The organism is Sphingomonas sp. (assembly GCF_040398505.1).
GTDB lineage: Bacteria > Pseudomonadota > Alphaproteobacteria > Sphingomonadales > Sphingomonadaceae > Sphingomonas.
Genome location: NZ_JBBATX010000088.1, coordinates 1 through 11,258, shown reverse-complemented (window position 1 = coordinate 11,258; position 11,258 = coordinate 1). Strand labels below are relative to the sequence as shown.

General features: G+C 65.4%; 9 protein-coding genes and 1 tRNA gene. 3 read left to right on the top strand and 7 right to left on the bottom strand.

Annotation, left to right across the window (positions count from 1 at the left end; genetic code table 11):
• The coding region (locus tag ABWP09_RS11015; protein WP_353205189.1) for a TonB-dependent receptor plug domain-containing protein at nucleotides 1-1,055 on the bottom strand (1,055 nt) is incomplete at its 3' end.
• Between the two features lie 60 nt (nucleotides 1,056-1,115).
• A complete protein-coding gene (locus tag ABWP09_RS11010) occupies nucleotides 1,116-2,006 on the bottom strand; it encodes a LysR substrate-binding domain-containing protein (RefSeq protein WP_353205188.1) in 891 nt (296 codons plus the stop codon).
• A 336-nt stretch (nucleotides 2,007-2,342) separates the two neighbouring features.
• On the opposite strand from ABWP09_RS11010, the gene ABWP09_RS11005 reads away from it, so the two are divergent.
• Nucleotides 2,343-4,619: a CDC48 family AAA ATPase gene (locus tag ABWP09_RS11005; protein ID WP_353205187.1), complete on the top strand. Its 2,277-nt coding sequence runs from the start codon at nucleotides 2,343-2,345 to the stop codon at nucleotides 4,617-4,619.
• 32 nt (nucleotides 4,620-4,651) lie between these two features.
• On the opposite strand, the gene ABWP09_RS11000 is transcribed toward ABWP09_RS11005, so the two are convergent.
• Nucleotides 4,652-5,968: an MFS transporter gene (locus ABWP09_RS11000; RefSeq protein ID WP_353205186.1), complete on the bottom strand. Its 1,317-nt coding sequence runs from the start codon at nucleotides 5,966-5,968 to the stop codon at nucleotides 4,652-4,654.
• Nucleotides 5,965-7,137 (bottom strand): phospholipase D-like domain-containing protein, encoded by a 1,173-nt coding sequence (locus tag ABWP09_RS10995; RefSeq protein WP_353205185.1) that lies wholly within the window; start codon nucleotides 7,135-7,137, stop codon nucleotides 5,965-5,967. The genes ABWP09_RS11000 and ABWP09_RS10995 overlap by 4 nt, the downstream gene beginning before the upstream one ends.
• A 115-nt stretch (nucleotides 7,138-7,252) precedes the next feature.
• Here ABWP09_RS10995 and rpoZ point away from each other — a divergent pair, with 115 nt between their 5' ends.
• Nucleotides 7,253-7,597, top strand: a complete 345-nt coding sequence (rpoZ, locus tag ABWP09_RS10990; RefSeq protein WP_353205184.1) for a DNA-directed RNA polymerase subunit omega — start codon at nucleotides 7,253-7,255, stop codon at nucleotides 7,595-7,597.
• Between the two features lie 112 nt (nucleotides 7,598-7,709).
• On the opposite strand, the gene ABWP09_RS10985 is transcribed toward rpoZ, so the two are convergent.
• From ABWP09_RS10985 to ABWP09_RS10975, 3 genes are all read right to left on the bottom strand, one after another.
• On the bottom strand, nucleotides 7,710-8,942 hold the full coding sequence (locus tag ABWP09_RS10985; protein ID WP_353205183.1) for a hypothetical protein: 1,233 nt from the start codon (nucleotides 8,940-8,942) through the stop codon (nucleotides 7,710-7,712).
• Nucleotides 8,943-9,151: 209 nt separating this feature from the next.
• Nucleotides 9,152-9,823, bottom strand: a complete 672-nt coding sequence (locus ABWP09_RS10980; RefSeq protein ID WP_353205182.1) for an RlmE family RNA methyltransferase — start codon at nucleotides 9,821-9,823, stop codon at nucleotides 9,152-9,154.
• A gap of 54 nt (nucleotides 9,824-9,877) precedes the next feature.
• The gene (locus ABWP09_RS10975) at nucleotides 9,878-10,960 is read right to left on the bottom strand and encodes a Ppx/GppA phosphatase family protein (RefSeq protein ID WP_353205181.1); all 1,083 of its coding nucleotides are present in this window, start codon (nucleotides 10,958-10,960) and stop codon (nucleotides 9,878-9,880) included.
• 186 nt (nucleotides 10,961-11,146) lie between these two features.
• Here ABWP09_RS10975 and ABWP09_RS10970 point away from each other — a divergent pair.
• Nucleotides 11,147-11,220 (top strand) — tRNA-Gln (locus ABWP09_RS10970).
• Nucleotides 11,221-11,258: the final 38 nt, after the last annotated feature.

The following is an 11,258-nucleotide window of genomic DNA, read 5'->3' as shown; positions in this document are numbered from 1 at the left end:
GTATAAGTGCTGCGGCTGTCGAGGACATTGTACGCGATCTCCCCGCCGCCCGCGAACGTCAAGGGGCCGCCCGGACGGACCGTGTCGATCGCGCGCAGCACACTTTCGCCGGCGGTCGCGCGGCTGGCGAAGACCGATCCGCGCCCGGCGCTGTCGAACACCCCGCGATAGGTGGTGCGGTTGAGCCGTTGCAACCCGGTCAGCTCGAAGCTGCTGTGCGGGTGATCGCGCGTCCAAGTGAAGCCCATTTCGCCATTGGGATAGGCGCTCCTTTCCTGCACGCGTTCGTCATCGCCGCGTCCGGACAGGATCGTCGTCGTCTGCGTATCGCGCTGCCGGAAATAATCGAGCACGACATTGGCTTGCAGCTTGCCGCCGAACAGCGGGCGCTGCACCGAGCCACGCGCGTCGTAGCTGCCATAGCGGTCACGCGTGGCCAGCGCGGCGGCTTGCAGCGGTGCGCCCGTCGGAGCGGTGCGCGTGCGTGTGCCGCTGGTGGTATTGCCGCGGTCGTTGGTCGCGAACACCGATGCTTGCGTGACGCGGTCGCCCTTGCGCCGGGTATAAGACAGTTTGCCCGATGGCCCGGTCTCGCCAGTGTCATAGATGAAGGCGTTGCCCTCGGCGACGAGCTCGGTCTTGGGCGTACGCTTCAAAATGACGTTCGCGACGACCGCGCGGCCGCGCATGTCGATACCCGGCATGCTGCCGCGGATCAGCTCGATTCGCTCGACGCTCACGGCGGTGATGCGGTTGAGCACTTCGGCGACAGTGTCACTTTTCGACGAAGGCCGACTGCCGTCGATCAGGACGTTGCCGCTCGCCCCGGCCAGCCCGCGCGAATCGAGATCGCCGACATCGAGCGTAAAGCCCGGCAACCGCTGGATCATGTCGAGCGCGGTGCCGGGGTTGCTGCCGGCGAAGAAGCTGGCAGGATAGACCAGCACCGCTTGCGATGACGGTGTTGCGGGCGCGGGGGTGGTTTGCGCCACTCCGGCGAGCGGCCACGTAGCAACCGATGCCGCGCTACCCGACCAGATCGCCCACCATCTCAACCCAGCCTCCCGCCACGCCGATTTCGATTAATGACCGGACATTACGGCATAAAACGGGCGCTAGACGCCCGGTTCGGCGATTGTTGCGATCAGCCAGTCGTGGAACAGCTTGACCGGTCGCGTGGCAAGCGCGCGCGGGCGGCACGCGAACCAATAGCTGTACGGGCTTTCCACCGCGATGTCGAACAGCCGCACGATCCGCTCGTCGCGCGCATCCTCGAAATGGCTTTCGTGCATGAAGGCGATGCCGAGCCCTTGCGCGGCGGCCTCGAGCATCAAAGCGCCTGAATCGAAATGATCGATCGCCAGCGGCTCAAGCTCGCCCAGCCCTGCTGCGGCGCGCCACGCGCTGAACGTGTCGGGCATGTCGCGGTGGACCAGCGCGGTGAGCCCGGCGAGCTGTTCGGGGCGCACGACGGGATCGTCGCGTTCAACCAGCGTGCGTGCGCCGATGACATAGACCTGGTTGCGATCGAGCCGCCGGGCATAGAGCGTCGGATCGATCTCGCGTGCCAGCGCGATCACCGCGTCGAGCCCCTCGCCCAGCCGCGCCAGCCCATGTTGCGCGGTGTCGATATCAAGATGCAATTCGGGATGCCGGGTGCGCAGTTCGCCGAGCCGCGGGAACAGCCGCTGCGACGCGAATAACGGCAGAATCCCGAGCCGCAGCCGCAGCACGTCGGTGTTGCTCGTCATCACTTCGACCGCGTCGGACAATTGATCGAGCGCAGGCGCGATTTGCGCCAGCAACCGCTCGCCATCGGCATTGAGCACGACCGCCTGATGCCGCCGTTCGAACAAGGGGCGCCCGATGAACCGCTCAAGCGCCTGGATGCGGCGGCTGAGCGCGGGCGGCGACAAAGCGAGTTCTTGCGACGCAGCCTTGATCGACCCGGTCCGCGCGACCTGAACGAACGCCTCAATCGCGGTGAGCGGTGGCAGTCTGCGCATTAACGAGCAATCCTCTCTCTGGTTCTTTGTGCAGCGCACAAAGATACCCTCGCCTCGAAAGCTATCATTCCTCCACGGCACAATGGAAGCGCCGATTGCAGAAAGTGCAATCGTGTACGATCCTTTCGCACTTGCAACATAAATCAGGCCGCTGCAAAGAGGGGATGCCTTTCAGGCATCCTCTCCTAAAACTTTCAAGGCCGATCCTCCGGGGTCGGCCCTTTTTTTGTTTTTCCCCCAGCGCTCGGGGCGGCGACGCGGCATCGCCCTATTATTCGTGGAACCTCCTTCCTATCTCGCGCACTCAGCACTGGGTTTCACGTGAAGGTAGCAGAGATGGCGGACGCCGAGGCGCCGATTCAGAAATTGCAGGTCGCCAATGCGCGGCCCGAGGATAGTGGTCGGGGGCTGGCGCATTTGCCGCGCGCGATGCTGGCGGCGCTTGGCATTGGCGAAGGCGACGTGATCGAGATCATCGGCAAATCCTCGACCCCGGCGCGCGCGGTCGCGCCTTATGCCGAGGATGAGGGGCTTGAGATCATTCGCATCGACGGACTGCAGCGGGCCAATGCCGGCGTCGGATCGGGCGATTTCGTCGCAGTGCGCAAGGTCGAATCGAAGGCGGCCACGCGGGTGGTGTTCGCCCCGGCGCAGCAAAACCTGCGGCTACAGGGGTCGAGTCAGGCGCTGAAGCGCACCTTTTTCGGGCGCCCGCTGACGCAAGGCGACATCGTCGCCACGGCGGGGCAGCAGCGCGTCGACAACATGCCCCCCGGCGTCCAGAACATGCTGCGCGCGCCGGCCTATGCATTGCAGGAGATCCGCCTCGCGGTCATTTCGACGGTGCCCAAGGGCGTCGTCCATGTCGATGAGACGACCGAGATCGAGCTGCGCCCCGAATATGAGGAGCCCAAGGAAGCGCGCCGCGCCGACGTCACCTATGACGATATCGGCGGAATGGGCCCGACGATCGACCAGTTGCGCGAGATGGTCGAACTCCCGTTGCGCTATCCCGAGCTGTTTCAGCGGCTCGGCGTCGATCCGCCCAAGGGCGTGTTGCTCCACGGGCCACCGGGCACCGGCAAGACGCGGCTTGCGCGCGCGGTCGCCAACGAATCGGCGGCGGAATTTTTCCTGATCAACGGCCCCGAAATCATGGGGTCGGCGTATGGCGAATCCGAAGGCAAGTTGCGCCAGGTGTTCGAGGAAGCGGCGAAGGCTGCCCCATCGATCGTGTTTATCGACGAAATCGATTCGATCGCGCCCAAGCGCGGGCAAGTATCGGGCGAAGCCGAAAAGCGCCTCGTCGCGCAGCTGCTCACGCTGATGGACGGGCTCGAAGCGCGCGCCAATGTCGTGGTGATCGCCGCGACCAATCGTCCCGAAGCGATCGACGAAGCGCTGCGCCGTCCCGGCCGGTTCGACCGCGAAATCGTCATCGGCGTGCCCGACGAGCGGGGCCGCCGCGAGATTCTCGGCATCCACACGCGTGGGATGCCGCTCGGCGACAAGGTCGATCTCGATGAACTGTCGCGTACGACCTATGGCTTTGTCGGGGCCGATCTCGCCGCGCTGGCGCGCGAGGCGGCGATCGAGGCAGTGCGCAAGCTGATGCCGCGCTTGAATCTGTCCGAAGGGACGATTCCGCCCGAAATCCTCGATACACTCGCGGTCACGCGCGAGGATTTCCTCGATGCGCTCAAGCGCGTCCAGCCGAGCGCGATGCGCGAAGTGATGGTCGAGGCACCGCGCGTGCGCTGGGACGATGTCGGCGGGCTCGACGATGCGCAGATCCGCTTGAAGGAAGGCGTCGAACTGCCGCTCAAGGACCCCGACGCGTTCCGGCGGCTCGGGATTCGCCCGGCCAAGGGCTTTCTGCTCTACGGCCCCCCCGGCACCGGCAAGACCTTGCTGGCCAAGGCGGTCGCGCGTGAGGCGCAGGCCAATTTCATCGCGACCAAATCGTCTGACCTGTTGAGCAAATGGTATGGCGAGAGCGAACAACAGATCGCCAAATTGTTCGCGCGCGCGCGTCAGGTCGCGCCGTGCGTGATCTTCATCGACGAACTCGATTCGCTCGTGCCCACGCGCGGCAGCGGGATGGGTGAGCCGCAAGTGACCGAGCGCGTCGTCAACACGATCCTGGCCGAGATGGACGGGCTGGAGGAATTGCAGTCGGTCGTCGTGATCGGCGCGACCAACCGGCCCAATCTGATCGACCCGGCCTTGCTCCGGCCGGGCCGGTTCGACGAGCTGATCTATGTCGGCGTGCCCGACCGGGCGGGCCGCGAGCGGATCCTGAAGATCCAGACCGGCAAGATGCCGCTCGCCAGCGATGTCGATTTGGCGACCGTCGCGGCGCGGACCGATCGCTTTACCGGGGCCGATCTGGAGGATGTCGTGCGGCGCGCGGGTCTGAACGCGCTCCGCCGCAGTTTGCAGGCGGCCGAAGTGTCGATGGTCGATTTCGAGGAAGCGCTGAAGGATTCACGCGCTTCGGTGACACCCGAACTCGAGCGCGAATATGAGTCGATGAAGGCGCGATTGAAGCAGGATGCGACGTCGCTACAGCCGATCGGCTTTACTTTCCCGACAATGCGAACCGAAAGCTAATCTACTCCCCTCCCTGAAAGGGAGGGGAGTCATCATTGCTCGACGCGCACATTCGACCACACATAGACGAACAGCGTAAGCATCGCCGCGCCCGCGAGCAGGTATGGCAAGGAATGCTGCAGCTCATAGAGGCCAACGCCGATCGACGGGCCGAGCACAAAGGCGGCACCATTGACCGAAGTGACCTTGCCCGCGACCGACCCTTGCGCATTATGGCCGACCGCGAGCGAGGCTCCGGCGGTAAAGGCGGGACGCGTGAAGCCGAAGCCGACGCTGGCCAGCGCGTAGGCGCAGGCGATGCTGTAGAGCGAGGTCGCAAGGCCGGTCAGCGCGCAGCCCATCGCGGCGAACACCAGCCCGGTCAGCATCATCGTGCGCGGCCGCAAATTGAGGTTGGGAATGATCCCCCATTGCACCAGCAGCGCCGCGCCCGCGCCCATCATCAGCACGAGTCCCGTGGGCTGCAGCGCGAGCGCGGGCGCGACATGGAGCCGATCGATGACGAGAAAGCCGATCGCTTGCCCCGTCATTGCCTGGCCATGCCCCATCACCAGCCCGGCGATCATCCAGCTCCTGATCCGCGGATCGGTATAGCCGACCGGTTCGCTGTGCGACTCGGTCGCCGCCGCAATGCTGGCGCCCGAACTTTGCCCGCCGATCGAGGGATAGGCATTGGCGGCACCATGATAGTCGTCGTGCGGCGAATCGCCTGGTCGCGTGCGATCGTCCGGCAACATGCGCAGCACCGCGATCCACACGCACAACCCGAACAGCGCAAAGATGAAGGCTGGGCCCGCCAGCCCGATCTCGACCCCGCCAATTGACCCGAGCAGCAGATAGGGCGCGATCGCCGGCCCGAGGATTGTGCCGAGGCCGAAGGCCGAGCCGAGCAATGTCAACGCCTTGGTCCGCTCGGCGCGCGTCGTGCGGCCCGCGACCAGCGCCTGCACCGCGGGCGGGGCCGCCGCGCCGAACGTGCCGTAAAGCAGCCGCCCGCCGATGAAGCAGACGAACGCGGTCGTCCCACCGATCCAGCCATTGATCCCGGCGGCGAGGCAAATCCCGCAAATCGCCAGCGACAGCGCAAACCCGCCCATCCCGAGCAGGATCATCGCGCGCCTGCCGTGCCGGTCCGACCGGTTGGCCCAGAACGGGGCGGCCAGCACCCACAGCAAGGCCGACACCGAAAAGGCGGCGGCGACCGCGCTGTCGGGCACTTTAAGCGACCGCCCGAGCGCAGGAAGCACCGATTGCAGCGCGGTATTGCCGCCCGCGATCGTCAGCATCACCACGAACAGCAACGCGAAATCGCGGTCGGGCCGCAACGAACGAGACGCCGCGGCAGTCATGCGCGCGGCCCGAAATTGAGCCGCTTGGTGATGTTATAGTCGAGCACGGTCATCACGAAAAAGGCTGCGGCCTGTTTGATGCGCGTCCACCAGCCGGTGCGGGCACGATACAGCGCGGCGGTGATGCGCTCCGATTCGGCGACCTCGCCATCGACATAGCCACGGACATGCGCGGCAAACGCGGCGTCCTCGATCCGCAGCATCATTTCGAGGTTCAGGAACAGGCTGCGAATGTCGTAATTGGATGAGCCGATATAAACGATATCGTCGAGCACGAAGAGTTTGGTGTGCAGCTTGGTCGGTTGATATTCGTAGATCTGCACGCATTTGCGCAGCAGCCCGGCATAAGTGAAGCGCGATGCCCAGATCGCCGCCCCATGATCGTTTTTAGACGCCAGCACGATCCGCACCTCCCCGCGCACCCCCGCCGAATCGAGCCGCCGCAGCATCGCCGGGCTCGGTGCGAAATAGGCGGAGATCAGGTCGACCTTCATTGCCCGCTGCAGGTCTTTCTTCAACGCGTGGGCCCAGGGCGACAGCCGCCGCGTCGGGCCACCGAACAGCCAGCGGACATTGCCCTCAGGCTCGCTCCAGCTCTGCAAGGCGCGGCGCAAGGCGCGCAGCGGGGGCTTGGACCGCGCCGACCAGCGCGCCAGCGCGTCGAAATAGCCGGTGATGCTGTGCGCGGCGGCCCCCTCGATCAGCAACCCGAGATCGCGCCACGCCTGTTCGGTGGGCGTACCGAAATAGCTGTCCTCGACGTTGAACCCGCCGATGATCGCGCGCGCATCGTCGTGCTCGCCATCGGCGAGCGCGAGTTTCTGGTGGTTGCGCAACAGATAGCGCCGCCCCCAGCGCGGCACGAAGCGGCACACCGTCACACCGGCCGCACGCAGCGGCGCGAAAAAATCATGGCTCTCGGCCACTTCGCTGCCAAGCCCATCGACGATCAGCGCCACGGTTACGCCGCGCGCCGCCGCGCGGAGCATCGCCGCGCGCACCTTTTTGCCGGCTTCGTCATCGACATAAATGTAGTAGATAATCCGCAAGCTATGCCGCGCGCCGTCGATCAGCGCGATCAGCGCATCGAGCCGGCGCGGCCCGGTGTCGAGGAGAGTGAGCGTGTTGCCCGCGATTCCGAAGGTAGGTTGCACTGCGGGCTCTGCCATCGCTATTGCTGTGGCGAGACGCTACGGGCCACGCAAGCCGAATTTCTTGACTCAGCGCACCTTCCCGCCTAGACCACCGCCTTTCCGACATTCGTCGCACAGAAGGAAGCCGTTCATGGCGCGCGTCACCGTCGAAGATTGTGTCGACAAGATTCCCAATCGCTTCGATCTCGTCCTGTTTGCAGCGCAGCGTGCGCGGCAGATTTCGGGCGGCGCCGAAATCACGATCGATCGCGACCGCGACAAGAACCCGGTCGTCGCCTTGCGCGAAATCGCCGAGGAAATGGTCCATCCGCCGACGCTCAAGGAATCGGTGATCCAGGGCCTGCAGCGCGTTCAGGTCGATGACGAAGACGTGGCCGATGCGGTCGGTTCGCTCGCGGCTTCGGCCGAGGCGCTGCGTCTTACTGCTGCTGCTCCGCCGCGGAACCAGAATTTGGGTGCGGATTACGAAGGTTGAGGCCCAAGGCTAACGCTTAAGCGTTAGCCGCGGATCAGCCGAAACCCGGACGGCGGGGCCTCGGCCCCGACCGACGACGGGGCTTTGCCACGGCGCTATCGTCCTGATGCGCCTAATCCCGCCAGACCGTCGACAGTGCCGCAGTCCCCAGCGCGGCCACGTCGTCGCGCGGATCGTCATAACCACCATGCACCAGCCTCGCGATGCGCTGCATCAGGGGTTGCGGCGCGCCGTTCTTCTGCGCCGCCGCGACAAAGGCTTTCTCGTCCCACGGCGCGCCGGCCTTGACGAGCGCGAACAGCGTCTTGTTCACGGCATGCAACCCGTCGCCATTCCCAGCGCGTACCGAATCGTCCACCGCCAGCCAGATCAGCAGTCCGCACTGATAGTGTAGGTCGAAATGACCGGCGGCGGTCGCTTTATCGAGTGGAGCGCTAGCGAGCCCCTTTTCGCAGATGGTCTCTGCCGCGCGAACCCGGCTTTCGACATACGATCGCTCTTCGGCCCCGCGTCGCGCCAGAGCGCGCGCGGCCAGCGCATCGGCCCCGCCTTCGTGGATCCACGCTGCCGTTTCGTCGCCCGCGAGCTTGCCGATCTTGTCCTGCTGGAAGAGATGGGCCGCCTCATGCGCGAAGAACCAGTCAAGCCAGAACGGTGCCTCGGCGGTCACGCGTTGGCGCGCATTTTCGCCGTCGAAATGCATGAAGACCTGACCCGGCAGCGTTCCGCCTTGGGTCGAGACATGTCCGTCTTTGCGGGGACGCGCATCGATCGAGACATAGAGTTCGGGACGAAAGGACAGTGCGCCATAGCTGCGCGCAAAATCCTCCATCGCCCGGGGAAGCGATTGTCGCAAATGGTCGCGCGCGATGGGTGGGAGGCCAGGATCAATAACAGCGATGAATCCATCCGCAGCCTCCGGCACCAGCCTCCCGACAAAAATGCTGGTGCCTTCGTCACGGCTGACGAAGCGCGCCCGGTCGGCGATGCGCCGCGCTTCGACGCCAATCGTCTTTCCGGTCGCTTTAATGTCGATCGGCAAGGCGTCGGTACCCGCACACGGCGTGGTGCGGCAGGCATGGAACTGGCCCGAGTGGATCAGGACGCTCCCGTCGCTGAACGGCGAGAAGGGCGCGTAGCTCTTCGGCAAAGCGCGGTACCGCGCCGGGAGGGTGAATCGCACCGAGCGGAACGTGCCGCGATCGGATCGCTCGATGCGCTCGCCCGCGCCATCCTGAACCCAGCGGAAGCCGGCCGATTGGGGATGCCAATCCTCCGGCCGATACCCGCCCAAGGCTTGTGCAAAATGAAGCGCCTGAGTCGGTGCCGTCATCCGGTAGGTCACAACGACGGTTTCGTCGGGCCGAACGTCGAGGTCGAGTGTGATCGGGGACGACGTACGCGGCGAAAGTGTGCCGGTCGAAGCGCAGGACGACAGCGCAAAACAAAGAAGAAGGACCGCCAAGGCTGCTTTCAGGGACACCTTCATACTGCCACCTCGCGCCGAAAAGGATGTGCCGCGACGATCCGTTCGACGCCACGACTTGGCAAGCGCTAATCCGCCGAGCGCCCCTTAAACCCCTGCGCCACCACATACCATTCACTCGACGCTTTCCGCGACGCCGGCGGCTTGGCGTGTTTCACCGTGGCAAAGTTACGCTTCAACTCGGCGACCAAAGCGGTATCCGCGCCGCCGGCAAACACCTTGCCCACGAACGTCCCGCCCGGTGCCAGCACGTCGATCGCGAATGCCAGCGCCGCCTCGACCAGCCCCATCGTGCGCAGCGCGTCGGTTTGCGGATGGCCGACGGTGTTGGCCGCCATGTCCGACAAGACCAGATCGGGTGCGCCATCGAGCGCGGCGCAAAGCCGTTCGGGCGCGACATCGTCCATGAAATCGAGCTGGAGGATCGTAACGCCGTCGATCGGATCGACGGGCAGCAGGTCGATCCCGACGATCGCTGCCTTGGGCACTTGCCGCCGCACCACTTGCGCCCAGCCGCCCGGCGCGATGCCGAGATCGACGACGCGGCGCTTGCCCTTCAGAAAGCCGAAGCGTTCGTCGAGTTCACTCAATTTGTACGCCGCGCGGCTGCGAAAGCCATCGGCCTTGGCGCGCTTGACGTACGGATCGTTCAACTGCCGGTCGAGCCAGCGCGTCGATTGCGCGGTGCGCTTGCGCGCGGTCTTCACGCGGACGCGGAGGCCGCCGCCGTCGCGGCTCACGCGACCATTCCAATATAATCGCGGCTCACGCGACCATCCCAAGGTTGTCTCTGCTCATGACCCATTTCCCATCAAACGCCGCAAGATGCCTTCGCGAATACCACGATCGGCGATGCCGATCCGCGCCGCCGGCCACAAATCCATAATCGTCTCAAGAATCGCGCAGCCCGCCACCACCAGATCGGCGCGCTCGGTGCCGATGCACGGGAGCGTAGCGCGCTGGCGCAAATCCATCGCCGCCAGATCCGCGCTGATCTGCCGCAGCGCGGTTGCCGGAACGATCAGCCCGTCGACTTGCGCGCGGTCGTAATGCGTCAACCCGAGATGCACGCTGGCGAGCGTCGTGACCGTACCCGACGTGCCGAGCAAGCGGGGCACCGCGACATCACGCGGCAAGCGTGCAGCGAAACCGGCCACGCTTTCCGCGACCAGATCGCGCATCCGGGCGTAGCTGGCGGCGCGCCCCTCGGCCCCGCCATCGTGCCCCGGCGGGCCGTGGCCGGCGCTTTCGGTCAGCGACACCACGCCCCATTGCGCGCTGTGCCAGTCGAGCACCACCGGCAGATCGGGGCGGGTATCGACCAGCACCAACTCAGTCGATCCGCCACCAATGTCGAACACCAGAGCGGGGCCATCGCCCGGCTCGATCAGCGCGTGGCAGCCAAGCACCGCGAGCCGCGCTTCCTCCTCGGCCGAGATGATGTCGAGCAGGATGCCGGTTTCGGCATAAGCGCGCGCGATGAAGTCCGCGCCATTGCTCGCGCGTCGGCACGCTTCGGTCGCAACCGCGCGCGACAGCGTGACGTTGCGGCGCCGCAATTTGTCGGCGCAGATTTTCAGCGCGGCGATCGTGCGTTCGATCGCGGCGTCGCTGAGCCGCCCCGAACTCGCCAGCCCCTCGCCCAGCCGCACGATTCGCGAAAACGCATCGACCACGGCAAAGCCATCGCCTTGCGGGCGCGCGATCAGCAAGCGGCAATTGTTGGTCCCGAGATCGAGCGCGGCAAAATAGCGGGGTTCGCGTAACCGCGCTGCGCCCGCCGCCTTACCCGGGGCCTTGGGGTGTGCGTTGCCGTGGACCGGCGCCGAACGAGCAGGTCTGGCCTGCCGGTACGGCATATCGGGAGCGTCTCCCATGCCGTGTTACTCGCTTATTCTGTTCTGCCGTCGCGCCGTGCCAAAGGGCGCAACGCTCGGTGCTTGGGCACGATCCTAGCGGATGGCCGGGTGGGCGGCAAGCGACGGACTTTGCACGGATTGCGCGGCTTGGTTGACACTCAGGGCCCACACCCGTAGAGCGCAGCCCGGCCTGCGCGTTGCTGATGCCCCGTCGTCTAATGGTAAGACTGCGGTTTCTGATACCGCCTATTGAGGTTCGAATCCTCACGGGGCATCCAGCCACCCTAACACCGTTGAAAAACAACAGTTTTTACCC

Excerpts from the sequence above, each read along its gene's own strand:
- ABWP09_RS11010 (WP_353205188.1), bottom strand. The coding sequence starts at position 2,006 with ATGCGCAGACTGCCACCGCTCACCGCGATTGAGGCGTTCGTTCAGGTC.
- ABWP09_RS11005 (WP_353205187.1), top strand. The coding sequence starts at position 2,343 with ATGGCGGACGCCGAGGCGCCGATTCAGAAATTGCAGGTCGCCAATGCG.
- ABWP09_RS11000 (WP_353205186.1), bottom strand. The coding sequence starts at position 5,968 with ATGACTGCCGCGGCGTCTCGTTCGTTGCGGCCCGACCGCGATTTCGCG.
- ABWP09_RS10995 (WP_353205185.1), bottom strand. The coding sequence starts at position 7,137 with ATGGCAGAGCCCGCAGTGCAACCTACCTTCGGAATCGCGGGCAACACG.
- rpoZ (WP_353205184.1), top strand. The coding sequence starts at position 7,253 with ATGGCGCGCGTCACCGTCGAAGATTGTGTCGACAAGATTCCCAATCGC.
- ABWP09_RS10975 (WP_353205181.1), bottom strand. The coding sequence starts at position 10,960 with ATGGGAGACGCTCCCGATATGCCGTACCGGCAGGCCAGACCTGCTCGT.